The organism is Chlorobium sp. (assembly GCF_021740465.1).
Taxonomy (GTDB): Bacteria; Bacteroidota; Chlorobiia; order Chlorobiales; family Chlorobiaceae; genus Chlorobium.
In genome coordinates, this window is sequence record NZ_JAIOZR010000009.1 from 23041 (window position 1) to 45355 (window position 22315).

Below are 22315 nucleotides of genomic sequence, written 5' to 3' on the forward strand. Positions count from 1 at the left end.
CATGGACATCATCATCACCATAGTAATTGTCCTGCTCTCACTGCCGGCACTCTATCTCTTCCTGACTACCATCGCCGCGTACTTCTTCAGAAAAGAGGAGAACGGACCGAACCACTTCCTCAATATCGGCGTACTTATCCCCGCCCACAACGAAGAAGAAGGCATCACCCGTACTGTCCAGAACGTGCTTGCCTGTGACTACCCGGCAAACCGGCGGGAAATCTTTGTTATCGCCGACAACTGCACCGACCACACCGCCAATGCCGCCCGCAACGCCGGGGCTACGGTATGCGAACGCACCGACACAATCAACCGGGGCAAAGGCCAGGCGCTCGACTGGTTCCTGCGAAACCACATGAACCTCTACCGCGATACCGACGTCATCACAATTATCGATGCAGACACCGCACCGGAAATCGGCTTCTTGCGTGAAATCAGCCTTTCGCTCAGCCAACCCCGAATAGAGGCAGTGCAAGCATACAACGGCGTCAGCAACCCCCGAGCAGGATGGAGACCGGGGCTTATCGACGCAGCCTTCAACGTTTTCAACCACCTTCGCGTTGCGGGGGCCTTTCTCCTCGGAGGAAGCTGCATGCTTAAAGGCAACGGTATGGCTTTCCGTACGAAGCTGCTCCAGAGTACAGGATGGCCCAGCCACTCCATCGTCGAAGACATGGAATACAGCCTTCTGCTGCTCCAGCAAGGCACAAGCGTGCACTACAACCCCGAAGCCGTCATCCGTAGCGAAATGGTCAGGAGCGGCAAAAACGCCTCCAGCCAGCGCAGCCGCTGGGAAGGCGGGCGCTTCAACCTTGTTGCAGAACTGACCCTACCCCTCTTCAAACGTTTCATGACGACAGGCAGTCCACAATACCTTGTTGCCCTTGCAGAGCTTGTCGTTCCGCCTCTCTCTCTGCTCGTGCTGCTCTTCCTCGGCGGCACCATTCTCGCCCTTCTTCCCGGCGACCCCCGGTGGTTGCTTGTACCGGTCTCCTGGTGGGCCATACTGTTCTTCTACGTAGCCTCAGGCCAGATCCAGCGCAAGGCCCCCCTTTCGACATGGGCCGTACTACTCTCCGCCCCGCTCTACGTACTCTGGAAAATCCCTATCTACGCAGCGATGCTCATCCGCAAAAAAAGCGAAGCCTGGATCAGAACCGCACGCGAACCCGACACCAACAGCTGAAACCATGGCGACGAAACAAAAAAAACGCAACATACCGGTAGACACGCTTCGGGGAATGGCCTGCATCATGCTGGTAGCCTACCACGTCATCGGCAACACACCCCAAACAGGCCTCAGGCTGCATGAAGGATTTCTAAAGGACGCAAACGAACTTCTTGCCTACATCCGTATGCCCCTCTTTACCTTCCTCTCCGGACTCGTCTACGGCTGGCGCCCATTCTCCGACGACTGGAAAGCCTTCATCAACGGCAAGGTACGCCGCCTCATCGTGCCCATGCTCGTCGTAGGCACCATCTTCGCTCTCTTCCAGGCTTACACACCCGGCACCAACTCCCAGATCAAAGAGTGGCACTACCTGCACATCCTGCCGGTTGCCCACTACTGGTTCATCGAGTCGCTCTTCGTCATCTTTCTCGCCATCCTGCTGCTCGAATACTGGAAAGTGCTCCACACCCGGACAGGCTTTGCTGTCATATACGTCGCCTCGGCAATCGCCTACGTCACCAATACCGGAATCCCCTGGTTCTCCATTGTCGGTGCCTTCTATCTCTTCCCCTACTTCCTCGCAGGTCTCTACTGCACCCGCTTCCCACTCCAGGTCAGACATGCCCGTGCTACAGGTTATATCACCATAACCTTCGTTATTCTTTTCCTCGTGTTTTTCGGGCATGAATACGCCGGGGAACGTCGTTCACTCAATGCACTCATCATCGGCACCGCAGCATGCATCGCACTGTTGCTCACAAAAGCCGAATCTCCATGGCTTGCCGCAATCGGCAACTACTCCTACGCCATCTACCTCTTCCACGTCTTTTTCACTGCCGCATCGAGGATAGCGCTCATGAAAATCGGGGTAACCGATATCTGGATGCTCTTCACGGCAGGAACGATAGCCGGCGTCACCGGCCCGATACTCTTTGAAATCATCGCATCAAAACACAACGCATCGCGTATACTCTTCCTCGGCCAAAGCCCGTTACGCCGTTAACACCCTGAAAAACATGATCATAACCATGAACATCACAGACCACTTCCAGAAAACGGCCATCATCAACCTGCCAGAAAGAAAAGACAGGAGAACCGAAACTATTGCGGAATGCAAACGGATAAACTGCACCATAGACAACCATAAAACGGCATTCTTCCCGGCCGTCAAACCCGCCGAACCCGCAGGCTTTCCATCGATCGGCGTTCGGGGCTGTTTCCTCAGCCACATGGAGGTCATCAGGCAGGCACAGCAGTACCAACTCGGAAACATCCTCGTCATGGAAGACGATATCGCCTTCACACCATCGGCAAACGCCATTCTCGCCGAAGCCATGCTGGAACTCGCAGGAAAAGAGTGGGGATTCCTCTATCTCGGGCACGAATACCCGGTTGACTCCAGCAGGAAAGAGCGACTCCTTGCAATCCACGAACCATTGCTCCTCGCCCACTGCTATGCTGTTAACAGCACCATCTTCCAGAGCTTCCTCGCCTTCCTCGAGCAGCTTCTCCAGCGACCTCCCGGCCATCCCGACGGTGGCCCCATGCACTACGACGGCGCCATCTCCACCTTCCGCATGCAGAATCCGGGCATAACAACCTACATCCTCAATCCGAGCATCGCTTACCAGCGAAGCTCCCGCACCGACTTGCACGAAATCTCGCTCTGGGATAGGATGCCTTTTCTCAGCCCGTTCATCAAAAGCATGCGAACACTAAAAAATACAATGAAACGGCTTTCACTACAGTAAGCAGAAGCACAAGAGAACATGAAACAGATGGATGAAATCAAGGACAGCCACCAAAGCATTCACCAGACCCATGGAAGTCCTCTTATTGCTGAAAAAGCGATTCAGGTGCAGTCAATCCCGAACCGTACGATTAATGTTCTTTATTGGTATTCACTCGAAGACCTGGAAGAAGTTTCAAGGTCAAGGCTGACTCAAACCATCAAGAACCGATTGCACCCAACCTGCTTGGGCAGGATTTCACGACTGGGTTATTAACGAATCATTTTCAACCAAAGGCTTTGGCATCTTTAATCTCTAAGGGTCAAATTCCCCGAAGCTTGCTTCGAAAAATGAGCTAAAATTGAGCACATATATCCATCGGAGTCACAATGTGTCAGTGCTATTGTACCATTATGTATGCCCATTGAAGTATCGAAGGGTGGTGTTCAGCGAAGCTGTTGATGAGAGTATAAAGTGTGTATGTCTTGAAATATTAAAAAGATATGAGATTGAGTTTATCGAGATAGGTACGGATAAAGATCATGTGCATTTTCTGATTCAGAGTGTTCCGACAGACAGTCCGATAAAAATCATCCAGACGGTAAAGAGTATCACGGCCAGAGAGATTTTTATAAAGCATCCTGAGGTTAAGCGTCAGTTGTGGGGTGGTGAGTTTTGGTCGAAAGGTTTTTATGTGAATACCGTGGGACGTCATGGTGACGAGAATACGATAAAAGAATATGTGAAAAATCAGGGCAGAGAAAAAGAGTACAAACAGCTACATAAGCAGCAGTTGTCGCTCTTCTAATACCTCGAAGCTTGCTTCGAGGATCCTTTATTCGTATGCACTTTTTTTTTCTGCGAGTTCAAATTGCGGTTGCTTTGAATCGATACAACCGATACTGTCTATTGATACAATCAGTTATGAAATCTCTCCATGTTTCCTATATTTAAACGCTGTAACCCCCATAGTAATGCTTCGCAGCATTGCTTATTCAGCAAACTCACCATCTTATGTAAACTTCAGTACGATAGATAATGCTGTAACTGAGCGTAGTAAAGCTTTTTTTGAAAAAGGCAAGCGAACCTGATTTACAGCTTAACCACAAAATTGCCTGATGGCAGGGTATAAAATCTGCCAGTATAGCAAGCTATTCAAAGAGCGATAGCGACGTCGACAAACGGAAACACCGAAACGACAAGAGCACAGAACAGTTCAATCACACGAATATGGTTTAAGCACAGAATGGTAATTCAGCATAAAGAACTGCACCTCTGGTACACCAACGTTCGTACATTGACACCGTACGAAGCTGAAAACATTTTGCCTCTCCTGTCTGATACCGAACGGAATCGATACGGAAAATTACCAGATGCAGGCAGACGCAACGAGTTCCTGATAACCCGACATCTCGTTCGTACCGTACTTTCCAGTCATCTATCCCGAAAACCTGCCGATCTGTGTTTTGATAATAACCAGTTCGGCAAACCATCACTGTCACCATCATGCGGTCTGGAGTTCAATATCTCGAACACATGCCAACTCGCCGTTTGCCTTGTGAGTTTTTCAGGCCCTGTCGGAGTTGATATCGAACAATGGAGCAGGGCTGCTGACGTTATGGAGGTTATGGACCGTTGCTTTTCTCAGAAAGAAATACAAAAACTATTTTCTTTGCCCCCCGCCCTCAGACCTGAACGAGCACTGTCGTTGTGGACACTGAAGGAAGCGTATCTAAAAGCCATCGGAATCGGCCTTGCTGAAGGGCTTAACAATGTCGAGTTTCTTTACGACAGCACTGGAAAACCTCGACTCCAGGTCGACCCCCGAATAGATGCCCAGACAAACCGATGGCATTTTTGTGTCACCGATATCATGAGCCACAAGATTGCATTGATGGCCCCGTTCCTTTTCCGCAAGCGCATTCGCATCTTTGAGGCAAAACCGTGTCCACACGGGCAGCCCAACGTCTGGAATATCTTACGGTATGAAGCCCCAGCGAACTTGATAGTTAAAGGCAACATCCATGAATCTGCCGCAATACTTTGATCAGGTTTCCATCATCGACCTTCCGGAAATGATGGTCGGGTGGCGCAAACCACAGAAGAATTAAGGCATACCGGATGGACAACAGATCAAAACACCGTCATGTTGTTTCTGTTACTCCCCTCCATAGAGTGAGGGGTTTCCATCGTCGGGAGTTCCTGGCTGCAGAATCCGGATATAGGTTCCTGTGTGCTCAACTCCAGCCTCGGCTATCCGAAAATCTTGAGAATGGATCTGAATCCACCGGACTTCGTCAAATAAAAAATACACTTACCAGAGTATTCAATCCATACATCACCTTAACTCCCCAGATTCGATGATGAAAATGATTGCCACAAGCCCCGAACAAAAAAGCAGAAGCCTTGAGGGTAAAGCAATAGAGGCCATCGGCATCCTGGCTTCAAACAGCACCGGGTTCATCAGGGAAATGTTCAGTGCCTATGCAAAAGGACAGATCGTCGTTCCCCTGCAAAGCCGTGAATTTGCCAAACGCCTGAAAGGCATCATCTTTTCTGATATCGTCGAACCATCGCCAGAACCAGGCTGGTTTACCGAAAAACAAACGTTTCGAACCGATGACACACTTGCCCAGATCTCCTTCACCTCAGGAACGGAAGGCGAACCAAAAGGCATCGCCCTGACATACAAAGCTCTCGCAGATGTGATCGAACGCCTCAACGGCATCATGGAAATTGACAGCTCCATCAAAGAATACGTCGGGGTTCCCGTATACTACTCGTTTGGATTTGGACGATTCAGGGCCTGTTCGATGGTCGGAGGAAAGGCCTACATTCCACCCAAAGGATTCGATCCGTTCGAAATCTCGACCATGCTCCGCAAAGGCGAAATCAACGCCATCTCGACCGTTCCTTCATTATGGCGCATTCTTCTTGCCAACCCTGAAGTGATCGGCACCCTGGGAAAAAATGTCTTATGGATAGAAATCGGGAGTCAGTACATGTCCCGCCAGGAAAAGGAGGCCATGAAATTGCTGTTCCCACGAGCAAGGATAGTACAGCACTATGGGCTGACCGAGGCCTCCCGTTCGACATTGCTCGACATATCGAGCACCGAAGGGCCCATGCTTGAATCTGTAGGCAAAGCCTTAGGAAAAACTGAACTAAGGCTGACCAGTGATGCAAGGATACAGATCAAGGGGCCCCATATTGCAACGGGAACAATCAGCGAAAATGGCATCTTCCCGCTTGCTGATACCGATGGCTGGCTTACGACGACAGACCTCGGAGCCATAGAGAACGACTATCTTTTTTTCAAGGGGCGTGCAGACGATGTTATCAACTGCAGTGGCATCAAGCTGTATCCCGAACAGATTGAAACGAAACTGCTGAAAGCTCTCGACATCAAGACGGGAATAGCGGTAACAAGGGTTCCCGATGCCCTTCGCGGAGACGGATTCCTGATAGCTTTCACAAAGGATGCAGGGCAGTCACGTGAATCCATAATAGCCGCAACATCAGACATTCTCGCCAAACTCAATGTTCATGCAGGCGAAGCATTACACGTGATCGAAATCGATACTATCCCAAGAACCGAAACAGGCAAAATCCAGCGCAAGCTGCTGACCGAACGATTCACTGCAGAAAAGCCACTCACCCCATCGGTACAAGAACCTCCTCTCCTTGAGGAAGATCAAACCCTTACCGAAGAACAACGAAGCATCGTCGCAATATGGGAAGATGTCCTCGGCATACGTCCCGTATCCATCCATACGAGCTTCTTTGATTTGGGAGGCGACTCGCTTTCGTCGCTCAAAATGATGCTGAAGCTCGAAAAAGCCGGTATCCCCAGAAAAACAGCCCAGGCTTTTTTTGAAGGAAAAACCATAGCAGAGATCACCAATGGCAACAAAAAACCAGCCAGCGAAAACGATCAAACTTCATCAACGGAACAACACCGGGTCGCACATACCTCCGATGCCATCAACGCTACCCGAGGGCTTATGGTTCTTTGGCTGGTTGCCATACACTGGCTTCCGGGCGTATGGGAACGGCTCCCGGAGATATTTTCTGGCATGAACACACTCCTGAACCCCGCCTATCGCCTGGGAACTCCGGGTTTCGCGATCGTGTTCGGTCTCAACGTCGGTTTCTTTTTTTTCCATCAACTGGAAAACAATGCCGCCCTGGCTACAAAGAACATAAGGTTTGCCTCCAAGCTTGTCGCGGGAGGTATTCTGCTACTGGCAGCAATCAACTTCGCCACTCTATCAACCGGTCAGACAGTCCTGACTGTCCCACTACCTACATTTCTGTTTTACTCGGTTCTGCTCTATTATTTCCTGGCTGTCAACAGCATCCGTCTCTGGTACCAAGCGCTTTCAGGCTTCGGGGACAAAATTATGGGTGCCCTTGTCACTTCGGTCATTTTTTTCGCTCTCGGCATGCTTTTCAAAGCGATGCTGCCTGAAACGCAATCAATTGCGGGGCTCAACCTGTTACGTCTTATGATGAAAGCCAATTACAACTACTTTACCATGTCAGGGACCGTCATGCTCGGAGTGGCAACGGGCATCCATTTACGCAAACATGTTCAATCATCTGACATGGAAAAAGTGTATACAGCCACGGGGCTGCTACTCTTCCTCTTCGGCATCATCATATCATTAGACAGCGGAACAGCGCAGGAATGGTTCACGATGGTCGTCGCCCACATCTGGGCAATACAAGTCTATTTCGGCCTCACCCTCATGCTCCTGGCGGCATTCATGCATATCAGGAAAAAACACAGGAATCCTTTCTATAGCAGGAGCACCCGTTTCCTCAGCATAGCAGGCATCCTGTCCCTTCCGATGTATGTTGGCCATTCAATGGTAATCCCTTCAAAAGACATGCTCGTTGGCGTAGGGATGGCACCAGCCCTCGCCCTCGCCATTCCCATGTTACTGTTTTTCGGAGCAATCGGCTATACCGCAAAGCGCATTTCCTCGGTCTACGGATCGACGGAGTCATAATACAGCAACAACCCCGATCACCGGGCTCGGGAACACATACGTCAACAAACGCCAATTCGTAAAAATCCATGGTTAACCTTCATGCAAAAAATTCCGGCTGAATTGTTAAAAAACGTGAGAAGCAGGGCAAGTGTTGAGTATTCGGATCAACCTGCAGTAACCATATACCCCTAAAACAATAGCGATGTTTCGACAAGGCCAGAACGATTACCCCGAAACAGGAAGTGATAATCCATTCCCTAAAGCGATTAGCCTGGGAATTCATCCAGAAACACCCTGCCAGCTTCCGAATAGTGGAGACATCGAACAGCCTTCACCGGCTTTGTCGACGGCTGTGCTGCACTTTTTTTATATCGATCAACGGGCTTTGACAAGCTCTATTACGGACTCTATCGCCAATAATCTGAGCTTTGTTTCGATCAGGTGAAACATTTCTGAAATCAAAAAAACAATCAAGGACCTCCTGAAAAAAATCAAGTCACTTCAAAAACCGTGCACACAGAAAACGCCAATCCATGTCCCAGCCGAAGTTTCACCAGCTGTGACAACGAAGGATTCGATCTGATCAGGGATCTCGAACGCTATCGCGAGCGATATGGGCACTACCCCGAATCAGTGCATGTCGACAAGATCTACCGGATATTAGCCAACACGATGTGACGCAAGAAGTGAGGAATCAGGTTAAGCGGCATGCCACTGGGCCGGTCGACAACATCTTGATCATCTTCCTGATCATGAATCTGGAGCACCTGCTCAACGTTCATTTGTTGAGGTTGCCGGAGAGGTTATTTTCAAAGCTTGAATTCAGTGCTGGAATAGCGTTTTTCCAATTACACAGCAAAACGGTATGGGAAAACAATGAGTACCGACTGCAAAAGAATATCCGTGCAGGTTTACAGCTCATGTCCTTTCTGCAGCCATCTCGCTAACTAGTGTCATGTCAAGATAATAGTGTCGCATAAAAAGCTTATATTTTCTTCATATTCAACCCAAACTCGGAATGATCATGAAGAAATACAAAGTAACTCTGACCCAAGAAGAACGCGAAGAACTGGAGGCGATTAGCAGCAAGGGAAAACATGCCGCTCAAACGGTACTGAATGCTCTGATCCTCCTCGCATGCGACGAAGGGAAATTTCAACACCAACGCTCAATCAATGAGACGATTGCCTGCGTTTTGAACGTCAGTATGAAAACTATTGACCGAGTCAAAAAACGGTTTGTCGAAGAAGGTCTGGATGCTGTCCTGCAAAGAAAGCCATCAACAAGAATGTTTCAAAGTAAGATTGATGGAGATCTTGAAGCACACTTGATTGCCATGAGCTGCTCTGAGCCTCCGGTTGGTTACAAACGCTGGTCTCTTAGGCTTCTTGCCGATAAGGCAGTTGAGTTGGAGTATGTTGATCAGATTTCCCATGAAACTGTTCGGCAGACTTTAAAAAAAACGTCATTAAACCGTGGAAAGCAGAAGGCTGGATAATTCCACCATCTCAGGACGGTGATTTTGTCGCCCAGATGGAAATGGTACTGGACATGTACAAACTGCCGTATGATCCCTTGTATCCATTGGTGTGCATGGACGAGTCACCGAAACAGTTGATTGCCGAAACAAAGCAGCCAATTCCAGCAAAGCCTGGGCAGTTGGCACGTTACGATTATGAGTACAGCCGTAAAGGAGTATGCAACATTTTCATAGCTACAGAACCGTTGATGGGTAAGCGTATCGTAAGGGTGACTTCCACCCGGAAAAAGCAGGACTGGGCAAGATTTCTTGAAGAGATTGCACGAAAGTAGCGTTATGCCGAAAAAATCACGCTGGTAATGGACAACTTGAACACCCATAAACCAGGTTCTCTTTATGAGACCTTCAAGCCCAAGAAAGCCAAGACGTTGCTGTACCGATTTGAATTTATTCATACCCCGAAGCATGGCAGTTGGTTGAATATGGCAGAGATTGAGTTAAGGGTGCTGTCAAATCAATGCCTGAATCGTCGAATCGATACCATAACTGAGGTGCGTCGTCAGGTTAGTGCTTGGGAGAAAGAACGCAATAACAAGGAAGCCGTTATCAACTGGCGCTTTACAACAGAAGATGCACGAATAAAATTGAAGAGGCTTTATCCGTCAGTTTAATCTTGACATGACACTATCTATCCAGCATCTTCATCTTTAATCCTTGAAGCTTAACCCGTAAACCGATCTTCGTTTCCCCGTCTTCAACTCACCGATCCCGCTCCACGATCTTCAAGAGGGTCCCTGTACCGCCCCACCAGCTGCAAAGCAAAATAACGAAAAAAAACAGGATCGTTAACAAGATAGCGCCGGTACATCCGTTTCGGCTCCATCAGTAGCCGGAATAACCATTCCATGCCGATTTTACGAACGAATACAGGCGCCCGTCTGACATTGCCCGCTTCAAAATCGATCGTTGCTCCAAGCGCCATAAACAGCTTCACATGCGGCATCATGTGCCTGTACTTCGCCAGCCATATCTCCTGCTTCACCCCACCGGCTCCGACAACCAGAACCGTCGCTCCTGACTTATTGACCATATTGACAATCTCTTCACATTCAGGCTCGTTTTTTTCGAAACCGTACGAGGGAGAGTGCGCTCCGATCACCATCCTGCAACCAACCCGCTCATTGATTAACTCCATAGCCTTGTGAGCAACGCCATCGGCAGCGCCCAGTAAAAAAATCCTGCAGTCGGTGTCGTTTTTATGATAGGTGTAATACGACCTGAAAAAACTCGACCCCGGAATAGCCTCCGGAAGCGCTTCAGGCAGCAGCTTGGAAAGAAAAAAAATGATCCTGCTGTCACAGATGACCCACTCTGCCGTTTTATAGGCACGATAGAATGCTGCGTTTGTCTGGAGGTGTACAAAGTGGTCAACATTCGGAGTTACCAGCATGCCGCTCTCCAGTGACTGCAACAACTCGGCTTCAGTGATATTGGTTACACTGATGTTCAATATGTTTACAGACTTCCGATGCCTGGATGTGGAGACCGGTGGTTTAGACAATATTGCGTTTGACATGGCATTATATCGATGCGATCGTCCTTCCTTTTCGTTTCCCCGCCAATGTTGCTGCTTTCAAGCATCTCTGCAAAAACCATGCCCCATGCCACAATATTGTGTTATCCGTTTAACAGTAATACTTTACGACAGAGAGTGGAAAAGCTCGGTAACAGCATGACTTGCAGATTTGATGAGATTGACTGTCATGCACTTTCAAAATGACAGCCTTTTCAGGAGACATTTTCCCTGGCAGTTTCTGCATGGCTCACCCTGCCCAGTCCACAATTGCCGAAAAATCAGCGTCATTGAATACCCTGTTGCGATGTAGCATGACAAACAGGTATACCCCGAAAGTCTTCAATGGTGAACAGCCCCGCCGCTCATACTCTGAATCATACCGTATACTTTGCTTTCACCCTGAGCGCCACAAACAGAATGCAGGATAACGTTGACGATGCAGAAACGCCATGTCCAAATCGACGGGAAGGGTGCTCTCATGGGTTAACCGACTACTCGTTGAATACCCGACGATTTCCCGATTGAAAAGCGGCAAGATCACAGTCAGGTCTTGCCGACAGCTGTAAGCTCGCATCTCTGACTCCTTGTACCACCCTCAATCGAATATCACGGTTTTCTTTCCGTTTACCAGTATCCGGTGCTCGCTGTGCAAACGTACTGCTCGTGCGAGCACGAGCCGTTCGAGGTCGCGACCCTTGCGGATGAGATCGTCGAGGGTATCCTTGTGGCTTATCCGGATGATATCCTGCTCGATAATGGGCCCCTGGTCGAGATCTTCTGTCACATAGTGGCTGGTTGCCCCGATAATCTTCACCCCGCGCTCATAGGCCTGGCGGTAGGGACTGCTTCCCACAAAGGCGGGCAGAAAGGAGTGGTGGATGTTGATGATCCTTGCGGGATAACGCTCAACGAACTGCGGAGAGAGCACCTGCATGTACCGGGCAAGTACGACGGTATCGATCTCGTAACGTTCGAGAAGCTCCATCTCCTGCCGTTCCGTTTGGGCCTTGGAGGCTGCCGTTACCGGAAAAAGATGAAACGGAATGCCGTAACGCAGAGCAAGCGGCTCGATGTCTGAATGGTTCGAAACGATCAGCGGAACGTCGATCCGGAACTCCCCGATACTGTGTCGCCAGAGCAGCTCCTGCAGGCAGTGGTCGTAGCGCGACACGAACAGCGCGATGCGCATCTTTCTGCCGCCGAGGCGGATTTTCCACGATGCGCCGAACTCCTTTGCCAGCGGGCTGAATGCCTCGTCGAGCTCGGCCGGCGGAATGGAAAAATTAGCGGTACTCCAGGACACCCTGATGAAGAACATCTTTTCGACGGTATCGACATGCTCGTCAAGATCGAGAATGTTGCCTCCTCGCTCATAAATAAAATGCGAGATGCGGGAAACAAGTCCTGCCCGGTCGGGGCAGGAGAGAAGCAGAATGGCTACTGGCTCGGAAATGGTCATGAAACGTGCTGCATGGTGAAAAAAAAGCCCTTCCGGAGCAAACTTCCTGAAGGTTATGAGTCAGATAAAATTTAATGTATTTTTAAAAACAGTTGTTCTCCATGAAAAATTTCAACGTTCCGTATCCGGCCATAATACCCTCAGACGAGCAATATCAGGCATCATGACTACACGCTACTATTGGATAACCGCTTCCGTAGCGCTGCTTCTGGCGGGAATCATGAGCTACTTTTATCTCGATATACCCGTAGCACTCTGGTTTAACGGCCTTAAAGAGACCGGATTTTACCGCACCTTCAAACTCCTGACGCGGATGGGAGAGTCGCAGTGGTATCTTGCCGCTGGCCTTCTCTCCTTTCTGCTGCTTCGTAAAACGAAACCGGCCGTCGCATCGACAGGACTGCTGCTCTTCTCTTCCGTGGCGCTCTCGGGACTTGCCGCAGATCTCGTCAAATTCCTGCTCGGAAGGGCACGGCCGAAACTCTACTTCAGCGAAACGATCTACGGCTTTGACCTCTTCCATCTTGAGCACGCATGGATATCGTTCCCTTCAGGCCACTCGGCAACAGCCTTCAGCGTTGCCTCGACGCTCTGTGTCCTCTTTCCGCAATACCGGATCGTTTTCTTCCTGTGGGCGACGCTGATCGCCTTCAGCCGCGTGGCAACAACCCAGCACTACCTGAGCGACGTACTTGCCGGATCGCTGCTCGGCGCGGCGTCAACGGCGTTTCTCTATCATCGGTACTTCAAGACTCCATCCCATGCTCTCATCCCTTCAAAAATCCGGTGAACTGAGGCCGGCACTCTTGCTGGCACTGCTTGTCGGCATAAGTTTTTTCGCCGGGCTCGGCTCCGCTCCGCTCTTCGACGTCGATGAAGGAGCCTTCAGCGAAGCCACGCGCGAAATGCTCGCAAGCGGCAACTACCTGACCACCTACCTGAACGGCCATCCCCGCTTCGACAAACCGGTGCTGATCTACTGGCTCCAGCTGCTCAGCGTGAAAACGTTCGGGCTCAACGAGTTCGCCTTCCGCTTTCCCTCGGCAGCCGCATCGGCAATCTGGGCCGCAGCGCTTTACCGGTTCACCCGCAATGAACTCGGCCGCAAAACGGCTTTTCTGGCCACACTCTTTATGGTGCTCTCGCTGCAGGTAACCATTATCGCAAAGGCCGCAATCGCCGACGGACTCCTTAACTGCTGCCTTGCAGTCACCATGTTCGCCGTGTACAAGCACTACAGAACCGGCTCGCCGGCATCGCGTTTCCTTGCATTTGCCGCCGCCGGACTTGGAGTACTGACCAAGGGACCGGTTGCCATCCTGATCCCCGGTGCCGTCTCCTTTCTCTTTTTCATACAGCAGGGAATGCTGAAAAACTGGTTCGGAACCGTACTGAACATTCGGGCGATCCTGCTCTTTTTATGCATCGTCATGCCCTGGTACACTCTCGAATACCTCGACCAGGGAATGGCGTTCGTCGAAGGGTTTCTTTTCAAGCACAACGTCAACCGGTTCAGCTCCTCACTTGAAGGGCACTCAGGATCGCTCTTCTATTATTTCCCGGTGCTGCTGATCGGACTGATGCCCTTTACCGGCATGCTGTTCACCACGCTCTTCAACCTGAAAAACCTGCTCCGTGAACCGCTGAACCGCTATCTCCTCATCTGGTTCTCCTTCGTCTTCCTCTTTTTTTCGCTCTCCGGCACCAAACTGCCGCACTACATGATTTATGGCTATACGCCGCTCTTCATCCTCATGGCCCGGCTCTTTGGGGAAGTGAAAAAACCTCGCCTACAGGTGATCTGGCCGCTGCTTTTTCTCCTGCTGTTTGCCGCGCTGCCGCTCCTCATTCCGGTGGCAGCAGCACGGATTGAGGATCTCTACATCCTTACCGTGCTCCGGAGCGCCCTCCGGCTCACCGGTACAATCCACACGATTCTGCTTGCCGGTGCGGCCCTCCTGATTGCGGCGCTGCAGTTCGTCCCGGCCCTCTCCTCCCGAAGCAGGCTTGTTGCCGAAAGCCTCGTGTTCTGCCTCTGCATCAACCTCTACCTCATGCCGCTCGCCGCGCGGCTGCTTCAGGAACCGGTTAAGGAAGCCGCCCTGCTTTCGAAAAAGGAAGGGTACAAAGTTGTGATGTGGAAAGTCTACTACCCCTCTTTTTTGCTATATTCCCAGTCTTTTGCTGAAAAAAGGGCACCTGAAAAGGGAGAAATCGTGCTGACGACCGTCAAACACCTTGAAAGGCTTGAAAATCCGGAGCTGCTTTACAGCAAGCACGGGATCGTCCTGGTAAAAAACAACGAAATGAGACCCCGCCCATGAAGCTCTCTGTCGTCATACCGGTCATGAACGAAACGGAGAACATCCGGCCGCTTTTCGAGGCGCTCTCGGCTTCGCTCGGGTCTGTCGATCACGAAATCATTCTCGTCGACGACGGCTCGACCGATGGTACCATTGCGGCTGTCGAAGCCTGCGCTCCCGCTCACTCCCGACTGATAGTCCTGAACAAAAACTACGGACAGACAACCGCAATGGCGGCAGGCATCGAATATGCTGAGGGAGAGCTGATCGCCACCATGGACGGCGACCTGCAGAACGACCCCGCGGATATTCCCATGATGATGCGCTATCTCGAAGAACAGGAGCTCGATGTGGTTGCCGGACGCCGCGCTTCGAGGAAAGACGGCATGATGCTGCGCAAAATCCCGAGTGCCATCGCCAACGCCATGATCAGAACCCTCACAGACGTGCATATCCGCGATTACGGCTGCACCCTGAAGGTGTTCAGGAAGGATGTCGCCAAAAACCTTGGGCTGTACGGCGAACTGCACCGCTTCATTCCGGTGCTCGTGCAGCTCTACGGCGCCAGGATGGCGGAAGTGGATGTTCGGCACCACCCGAGAAAGTATGGCCGTTCGAAATACGGCATCGGCAGAACCTCGAAGGTACTCAGTGACCTGCTCTTCATGGTCTTTTTCCAGAAATACGGGCAGAAACCCATGCACCTGTTCGGAACCCTCGGGTTCATCTCCTTTTTTCTGGGAATCGCCGTCAACCTCTACCTGCTCGCCCTGAAGATTCTGGGACAGGAGATTGGCGGGCGTCCCCTGCTCTCACTCGGCATCATTATGACCTTTATCGGCATTCAGCTCATCACCACCGGCTTTGTCGCCGAGTTCATCATGCGCACCTATTACGAATCGCAGAACAAGAAACCCTACATCATCAGAAAAATCGTTGACAAACCGTAAGCAAAACATATCGAAGCTTCTCAAAACCCTTGTTCAGCTTCTGGTCACTGCTCTGGCCCTTTACCTTGTTCTGACGAAAATCGATACGGCCAAGCTGCTTGAAATCATCCGGAGGGCAAACCCTTGGTATCTCCTTCTTGCATTCGTTTTTTTCAATATCTCGAAAATCATCAATGCCCTTCGGCTGAACCGCTTTTTCAGGGATATCGGCATCGAACTCTCCGTACTGTACAACCTGAAGCTCTACTACCTCGGCATGTTCTACAACCTCTTCCTTCCCGGAGGGATCGGAGGCGACGGTTATAAAATCTACATCCTTCAGAAAAACCACGGCATAAAAATGCTCAACGTATTCCATGCCGTTTTCTGGGACCGCCTTTGCGGCATCATCGCGCTTGCCGTACTTTCGCTTATCCTGCTGATTCCCAGCACCTTCGCACAGAAACTTCCTGAACTGGTGCCTTACGCCTGGGCTGCGATGGCACTCCTCTACCCGGTTTCGTTCCTGCTCAACAGGCTCTTTTACAAGCAATTTCTGCCGAGTTTCGCCGTTACCGCATGGGAATCGATGCTGATCCAGGTCACCCAGGTCATCTCCGCACTTTTCATCCTCAAGGCCATCTCCCCGGCCCATCACGCCATCGACTATCTGGCGATCTTTCTCATCTCAAGCATTGCAACCGTCCTGCCGGTAACGGTTGGAGGAGCCGGAGCAAGGGAGATAACCTTCTACTACCTTCTCGACTATCTCTCCCTCGATACCAGCACCGGCGTGGCGCTTTCGCTGATTTTTTTCGGCATATCTGCAATCTCGGCCCTTCCGGGTATTCTGGGCCGTACACGGCACGAGAAAAGCGAGATGCAGGAAAATACCGGAAGATGACCTCCTTCCGCAGGAATGGATACGACAACGTTTTCAGGCAGAAGGCTTGGTTGTGGCGCTGAGCCATGACAGATAGCCGGAAAGCCCTGCGGTGACTGGTATCCGGATGATTTCAGGAACATCGTAGGGGTGATACTCGCTGATGTACGACTCGAGAGCCTCATAGCGCGCTGCGGTTGTTTTGATCAGAAGCAGCATTTCGGCCTCGCGCTGCATCTCTCCCTCCCAGAGAAAAAAACTGCGGATACCGGTCATCTGGATACAGGCGGCAAGCCGGTTGTTGAGAATCCCTTCGGCGAGATTTTCAGCATCCTCCCTTCCTGGAATTGTCGTAACGACCACGCAGTACTCTTCGTTCATGGCAACATATCCTTTTGGGTTGCAAAAACTGACTGATACCGGGGTGCGGCCTATAGTTCGAGGAGCTTTTTCGTGAAACGCTGGAAAGGCTGAGCCCCATCGCTGCGGAGCACAACGGTATCTTCTATGCGAACGCCAAGCCGACCGGGAAGATAGATGCCGGGCTCGATAGTAAACACCATGTTTTCAACGAGAAGCCGGCAGTTTTTCGAACTGATACGCGGCTCTTCGTGCACGTCGATGCCGACACCGTGGCCGAGACTGTGGCCGAATGCCTCACCATATCCGCGCCGATCGATATAACCCCGAACTGTTCCGTCAAGCTCGGCTGCACTCATGCCGCATCGGGCAATGGTGAGCCCGAGCTGCTGAGCTTCGGCAACGATACGGTATATCGCCCGGTCTTCAGGAGACACCCTGCCGAGAGCCACCGTTCGGGTCTGGTCGGAAGCGTAGCCTTCCCAGACACAGCCCATATCGATAACGATAAGCTCACCCGGCCGGAAGTGCTCGGCCGTCGGCTTTGCATGAGGCATGGCCGCCCGTGCACCTGAAGTCACGATAGGATCGAACGAGTCTTTTTCGGCCCCGAGTTTTTTATGCTGATAGGTGATTTCGGCAGCTATATCAAGTTCGCTCACCTGCGGGCAGATAAGAGGAAGAATCATCTCGAGCACCTGCTCGCTGATCGATGCTGCGCGTTGCAGGTGCATCAGCTCGATACGGTTTTTCACCATTCTCAGGTCATCGAAAAAAGAAACGAGCGGTACCGCGGCGATCAATGGGCCGAGCCGTCCGCAAAGTCGCTGCGCCTCATCCCACGTCATGCTGTCGGACTGTATGCCGACAGCCGATCCGAGCGGATAGCTGCCGGAAACGACCTCCTGTGCGAAACCGTCGGAAGCGATGACCGTCTCGGCAAGCCCGACCTCTTTGGCTGCCTGCTCGCGGTAGCGGAAATCGGTAAAAAGAACAAACCGCTCCGGCGTGACGAGCAAGCGGGCGCTGGAGCCGCTGAAACCTGAAAGCCACCGGATAACGGAAAGATCGGAGACAATCAGCGACCCGAGACTCTGTGCCTTCATTTTTTCTCGAACCTTGCCAAGGTCCGTTTCACGGTATCCGTCAAGAAACTGATGATCCATGCGTACTTGTTCAACTGCGTGAAAAATACCGGAGGCAATGGCCCGGACGCTTGCAATACGCCATATTCTTGTTATAATTCAGGATTGCTCTGTTTTTGGATTGCGCGCCTTCACCCGGTCAAGGCACTTCTCCGGAACCTGCAACCCGTTCATGGCAATTGCCGGCAGGGCTTCCTTTTAGATTTATACATATTCACTCTCTTTGCCAACCATTTTTTTCATGGCCCACAAGGATTTTCTTCACAAACTGCTCTCCGGTGAACATTTCACGCAGGAAGAGATGACACAGTGCATGAACGCCATCATGAACGGCGTTTTTCCCGATACGGTCATTGCTGCGCTGCTTGCGCTGCTCGAACGCAAGGGGGCGACCTCGACGGAAATAGCCGGAGCCTACTACAGCCTCATCGCCAGGGCAACCGCCATCGATCTCTCAGAAGATGCCGTCGATACCTGCGGCACTGGCGGCGATCATGCCGGAACGTTCAACATCTCCACCATAGGCTCTATTATCGCCAACAGTGCCGGCGTACCGGTTGCCAAACACGGAAACCGTTCGGTTACCAGCAGCTGCGGCAGCGCCGACGTGCTCGAGGAGCTCGGGTTCCGCATAGATCTCCCTCCGGAAGCAACCAGGGAACTTTTCGCCGGAACAGGATTTTCATTCCTCTTCGCGCCGCTCTATCACCCGTCAATGAAACGGGTCGCGCAGGTACGCAGGGAGCTCGGCATCCGAACGCTCTTCAACATGCTCGGCCCTCTCATCAACCCCGCACGTTCGAAGCGCCAGCTCGTAGGCGTCTACAGCCGCGAACTCATGGAGCTCTATACGGAAGTGCTGCTGCAAACCGGCACACACCATGCAATGGTGGTGCACTCCCTGACCGGCGATGGCTGCCCGCTCGACGAGCCGAGCCTCGACGGCCCTACCTGGATCGTTGAAATCCAGAACGGCTATGTCTGCCGCCATACGGTCTACCCTGAGGATTTCGGGCTTCAGCGCCACCCGCTCCCGGCCATTCAGGGCGGAGACCGCAAGGAGAATGCCGCCATCATCAGAAACATTCTCGACGGCAGCGCTTCGCCGGCACAGACCGATGCAGCGCTCTTCACATCGGCAATGGCCTGTTACGTATCGGGAAATGCCCAGTGCATCGATGACGGGTTCACCCTGTCGAAAGAGGCGCTGGAAAGCGGTGAAGCCGGAAGGAAGTTTCGGGAGATTCTGAACCTTAATGCGGAACTTTCCGACCGTTACAGGAAAGCCGTAAACTAAGGGCTTACATTTTTTCCAAAAAACTTGTATTATTGTTGCGTTCTCTGCAGCTGAAGTGAGTTTTTAATTGTCATCATGAACGGAAACGACACCCTGCATCCTGATATCCAGCACAGCATCAGTGACAAACTGCGCATGTCGGGAGTGAGTGCTACCCGGCAGCAAGCCATTCAGCAGGCACTGGAAAATGTCAACAAACCGGGTTTCAGGATCGAGCCGTCGGCCATTCTTCCGCTCATGAAACCCGTCACCTGGTTTCCCCCGATGTGGGCGTTCGCCTGCGGGGTTGTCTCGACCGGTGAGGATCTGGCCTCGAACTGGTCGATCCTCTTGCGGGGCGTCATTCTTGCCGGACCGCTCATGTGCGCGATGTCGCAGACCATGAATGACTATTTCGACCGCGAGGTGGATGCTATCAACGAACCCGATCGCCCGATTCCTGCGGGCAAGATATCGAAATCGGCCAGCTGGCTCATCACCTTTGGACTCATTATCACGGGCTTTCTGGTCGCCCTCTCCATCCACCCCTATGTCGTCGCCATCGCTTTTGTCGGAGTGCTCATGTCACACGCCTACTCCGGACCGCCGATCAGGGCGAAACGCAACGGCTGGTTTGGCAATCTCATCGTCGGACTCGCCTATGAAGGCGTTGCATGGCTGACGGGCTGTTTTGCCATCACCCAGGGCATACCCTCGTCTGAAACCATCGCGCTTGCCATCATTTTCTCGCTCGGTGCCCACGGAATCATGACGCTCAACGACTTCAAATCGGTCGTCGGCGATAACATCCGGAAGGTGGCCTCCATTCCCGTACAGCTTGGAGAGAAAAAAGCGGCTATACTTGCATCGGTAATCATGGATCTGGCCCAGATCGCCGCAATCTCGATTCTCATAGCCAAAGCCGCATGGATAACGACCGCACTTGCCGTCCTGCTGCTTCTTGCCCAGCTTCCCATGCAGAAAATCCTGATAGCCAGCCCACGGGAAAAGGCTGTCTGGTACAACGCATTCGGAACCCTGCTTTATGTGCTGTCCATGATGGTGTGTGCGGCGGGCATACGCCCGTGAAAAAACGGACACTGATCTGCCTGCACCATACGATTGCATCATGAACCGATCCTGTGATGAAACAAGGGATTTCAGGTTTTCAAAACTATTGTTATATTCCGTTTCGTTTTTTTAACACCAATAGACCTGCACCATGTCCAAAGTTTGTGTCCTTACTGGAAAAAGACCGAAATATGGCAATAATGTTTCCCATGCCAATAACCACACCCGTACCCGTTTCGAACCGAACCTGCATACAAAAAGAATCTGGATTGAAGAGGAAAAATGCTGGGTCAAGGTGAAGCTTTCCGCGAAAGCCATGAAAATCATCTCCAGAACCGGAACAGCCAAGCTTGCTGCACTCCTGAAATAAGCTTCTTCCCGGAGTACATCACAACTGCTTTCCCAAGGCTCAATCCATAACCGGATTGAGCCTTTTTCAGTCTATGAAAAAAAGAATCATCATCTACACCGACGGAGCCTGCAGCGGCAATCCCGGCAAAGGCGGCTGGGGGGCTCTTCTGATGTATGAAAGCCAGTGTCGGGAGATTTCCGGCTACGAGCGCGCCACCACCAACAACCGCATGGAGCTCACGGCGGCAATCGAAGGACTCGAAGCCCTGAAGGAGCCCTGTATGGTCGATCTGTACAGCGATTCCGCCTATCTGGTCAATGCCATAAACCAGGGATGGCTGAAGCGCTGGACCGGAAACAACTGGCTCACTGCGGCAAAAAAAAGTGTCGAAAATATCGACCTGTGGAAAAAAATACTGAAGTTGGTTACATTGCACGAGGTTACCTTTCACAAAGTCAAAGGCCACAGCAACAACGTCTTCAACAACCGTTGCGACGAACTTGCCCGCGAGGCAATCAAAAACAACTCCTGACCTGTTGAGCCATGCAGAGCACCACCGGACCTGAAGAGACGCCACAGAAACGCTCCCTTAAAAAAGGCCCCGGGCTGCTCATTTCGATCAGCATGATAAGCATGCTGCTCTTTCTTGGCGTTGTTGTATGGGTAAACTGGTCCAAGCCCCGTATCGAACCGGAACCGCTGAACAGGGATGTCAGAAATCTTATCGAGCGCATTCCGGGAAAGTCGGATGCGCTGATCTACCTCGGCATGAAGGATATCCGAAACAGTTCATTCTGGCGAAAGGTCATGCCGGATTCCATGAAAAAGGCCCCGATCATCAGAATGGGGGGGAAAATCGACAGCCTCATGAACAGCCGGGGAATCGTCATGTCGGAAGACATAGACACCCTGCTTCTGAGTTTCCGCCGGGCCGGCTTTAAAAAGAACGACTTCATAGCGGTGGCCTCCGGAAGTTTTTCCGACAAACTCCCCGAATCCTTTCTGAAACTGAAAAGTCTGGAGAGCGCTCCGGCGGAAGACCGTAACTGCTATGCCCTTGACCGGAATTTCTGGGTTTGCCCTCTTGGCCCGCGAAGAATAGCGATAGCCAGCAGCCGGCAGATGCTCCAGGGGTTCCTGAAACCTTCCGGCAGTTTTTTCGAGCGGGACTCGCTCTCTGCCGCATTGATCGACAAGGCTGTCTATAAATCGCATCTCTGGTTTGCCCTGCCTTCAGCAGAATGGACAAACAGTGCGCTGCAGAGCCTCACTTCGGCAAACAGCGACATGAAGGGGGTGGGAAATCTGAACCGTATCCTCCACCTCGCCCTGTCGGCAAAATTCAGGGACGGTATCGAAGCCGAAACCGAATGGGTCTACAGGACGCGCCGGGCGGCGTTTTTCGCCTCTACCTTCCTCTGGGGCGCAGCCAGGCTCTCCGGCCTTTCCGAATCGAGAACAAACCGGCAGACCAGAGAACTGCTCGACAGGGTCAGCATTCAGCAGAATCTCGAATCGGTCATCATCCATACCAACCTGCCGGAAAATATTTTCAGGAAAACCGGAAGCGAACGTTGAAAAGA

At 51.6% G+C, this 22315-nt stretch carries 22 protein-coding genes and 1 pseudogene; 19 read left to right on the plus strand and 4 right to left on the minus strand.

From position 1 onward, the window contains the following. Position 1 precedes the first annotated feature (1 nt). From K9G39_RS05745 to K9G39_RS05790, 10 genes and pseudogenes are all read left to right on the plus strand, one after another. Entirely contained in the window at positions 2-1186 is a 1185-nt protein-coding gene (locus tag K9G39_RS05745; protein WP_292003980.1) for a glycosyltransferase family 2 protein, read from the plus strand. Between the two features lie 4 nt (positions 1187-1190). Then, entirely contained in the window at positions 1191-2174 is a 984-nt protein-coding gene (locus K9G39_RS05750) for an acyltransferase (protein ID WP_292003981.1), read from the plus strand. A 25-nt stretch (positions 2175-2199) separates the two neighbouring features. Continuing rightward, positions 2200-2922, plus strand: a complete 723-nt coding sequence (locus K9G39_RS05755; RefSeq protein ID WP_292003982.1) for a glycosyltransferase family 25 protein — start codon at positions 2200-2202, stop codon at positions 2920-2922. 18 nt (positions 2923-2940) lie between these two features. Further along, positions 2941-3177, plus strand: coding sequence for a hypothetical protein (locus K9G39_RS05760; RefSeq protein WP_292003983.1), 237 nt, complete (start codon positions 2941-2943; stop codon positions 3175-3177). Between the two features lie 85 nt (positions 3178-3262). Continuing rightward, a complete protein-coding gene (gene tnpA, locus K9G39_RS05765) occupies positions 3263-3709 on the plus strand; it encodes an IS200/IS605 family transposase (RefSeq protein ID WP_292003984.1) in 447 nt (148 codons plus the stop codon). 438 nt (positions 3710-4147) lie between these two features. Beyond that, positions 4148-4948, plus strand: a complete 801-nt coding sequence (locus K9G39_RS05770) for a 4'-phosphopantetheinyl transferase superfamily protein (protein ID WP_292003985.1) — start codon at positions 4148-4150, stop codon at positions 4946-4948. Positions 4949-5261: 313 nt separating this feature from the next. Continuing rightward, positions 5262-7916, plus strand: a complete 2655-nt coding sequence (locus K9G39_RS05775) for an AMP-binding protein (protein WP_292003986.1) — start codon at positions 5262-5264, stop codon at positions 7914-7916. Between the two features lie 492 nt (positions 7917-8408). After that, positions 8409-8576, plus strand: coding sequence for a hypothetical protein (locus tag K9G39_RS05780; RefSeq protein ID WP_292004033.1), 168 nt, complete (start codon positions 8409-8411; stop codon positions 8574-8576). Beyond that, positions 8573-8845 (plus strand): hypothetical protein, encoded by a 273-nt coding sequence (locus K9G39_RS05785; protein WP_292003987.1) that lies wholly within the window; start codon positions 8573-8575, stop codon positions 8843-8845. Before K9G39_RS05780 ends, K9G39_RS05785 begins: the two co-directional genes overlap by 4 nt. 77 nt (positions 8846-8922) lie before the next feature. After that, positions 8923-10049: pseudogene (locus K9G39_RS05790) on the plus strand (IS630 family transposase). Positions 10050-10132: 83 nt separating this feature from the next. Here K9G39_RS05790 and K9G39_RS05795 read toward each other — a convergent pair. Continuing rightward, complete coding sequence (locus K9G39_RS05795; protein WP_363319364.1) at positions 10133-10954, minus strand: WecB/TagA/CpsF family glycosyltransferase; 822 nt, start codon at positions 10952-10954, stop codon at positions 10133-10135. Between the two features lie 595 nt (positions 10955-11549). Continuing rightward, positions 11550-12413, minus strand: coding sequence for a formyltetrahydrofolate deformylase (purU, locus tag K9G39_RS05800; RefSeq protein WP_292003989.1), 864 nt, complete (start codon positions 12411-12413; stop codon positions 11550-11552). A gap of 163 nt (positions 12414-12576) precedes the next feature. Between purU and K9G39_RS05805 the strand changes: the two genes are divergently transcribed. From K9G39_RS05805 to K9G39_RS05820, 4 genes are read left to right on the plus strand one after another with little or no spacing between them, the layout of a single operon-like run. Beyond that, positions 12577-13203, plus strand: coding sequence for a phosphatase PAP2 family protein (locus tag K9G39_RS05805; RefSeq protein WP_292003990.1), 627 nt, complete (start codon positions 12577-12579; stop codon positions 13201-13203). Continuing rightward, complete coding sequence (locus tag K9G39_RS05810; RefSeq protein WP_292003991.1) at positions 13175-14737, plus strand: glycosyltransferase family 39 protein; 1563 nt, start codon at positions 13175-13177, stop codon at positions 14735-14737. The genes K9G39_RS05805 and K9G39_RS05810 overlap by 29 nt, the downstream gene beginning before the upstream one ends. Beyond that, the gene (locus tag K9G39_RS05815) at positions 14734-15666 is read left to right on the plus strand and encodes a glycosyltransferase family 2 protein (protein ID WP_292003992.1); all 933 of its coding nucleotides are present in this window, start codon (positions 14734-14736) and stop codon (positions 15664-15666) included. The genes K9G39_RS05810 and K9G39_RS05815 overlap by 4 nt, the downstream gene beginning before the upstream one ends. Next, positions 15653-16549, plus strand: a complete 897-nt coding sequence (locus K9G39_RS05820) for a lysylphosphatidylglycerol synthase transmembrane domain-containing protein (protein WP_292003993.1) — start codon at positions 15653-15655, stop codon at positions 16547-16549. The genes K9G39_RS05815 and K9G39_RS05820 overlap by 14 nt, the downstream gene beginning before the upstream one ends. 33 nt (positions 16550-16582) lie before the next feature. On the opposite strand, the gene cutA is transcribed toward K9G39_RS05820, so the two are convergent. Together cutA and K9G39_RS05830 are read right to left on the minus strand one after the other, a co-directional pair. Continuing rightward, positions 16583-16909, minus strand: coding sequence for a divalent-cation tolerance protein CutA (cutA, locus tag K9G39_RS05825; protein WP_292003994.1), 327 nt, complete (start codon positions 16907-16909; stop codon positions 16583-16585). A gap of 50 nt (positions 16910-16959) precedes the next feature. Further along, positions 16960-18054, minus strand: a complete 1095-nt coding sequence (locus K9G39_RS05830; protein ID WP_292003995.1) for an aminopeptidase P family protein — start codon at positions 18052-18054, stop codon at positions 16960-16962. Between the two features lie 220 nt (positions 18055-18274). Between K9G39_RS05830 and trpD the strand changes: the two genes are divergently transcribed. The 5 genes from trpD to K9G39_RS05855 all read left to right on the plus strand — a co-directional run bounded on the left by trpD (position 18275) and on the right by K9G39_RS05855 (position 22310). Further along, complete coding sequence (gene trpD, locus K9G39_RS05835) at positions 18275-19330, plus strand: anthranilate phosphoribosyltransferase (protein WP_292003996.1); 1056 nt, start codon at positions 18275-18277, stop codon at positions 19328-19330. A 75-nt stretch (positions 19331-19405) separates the two neighbouring features. Continuing rightward, entirely contained in the window at positions 19406-20398 is a 993-nt protein-coding gene (gene chlG / locus K9G39_RS05840; protein WP_292003997.1) for a chlorophyll synthase ChlG, read from the plus strand. 133 nt (positions 20399-20531) lie between these two features. Beyond that, positions 20532-20750 carry a 50S ribosomal protein L28 gene (gene rpmB / locus K9G39_RS05845; protein ID WP_292003998.1) on the plus strand — a complete coding sequence of 73 codons (219 nt, stop codon included), beginning with the start codon at positions 20532-20534 and terminating at the stop codon, positions 20748-20750. Positions 20751-20823: 73 nt separating this feature from the next. Continuing rightward, positions 20824-21264: a ribonuclease HI gene (gene rnhA / locus K9G39_RS05850; RefSeq protein WP_292003999.1), complete on the plus strand. Its 441-nt coding sequence runs from the start codon at positions 20824-20826 to the stop codon at positions 21262-21264. Between the two features lie 11 nt (positions 21265-21275). After that, positions 21276-22310 (plus strand): hypothetical protein, encoded by a 1035-nt coding sequence (locus K9G39_RS05855; RefSeq protein WP_292004000.1) that lies wholly within the window; start codon positions 21276-21278, stop codon positions 22308-22310. Positions 22311-22315 lie beyond the last annotated feature (5 nt).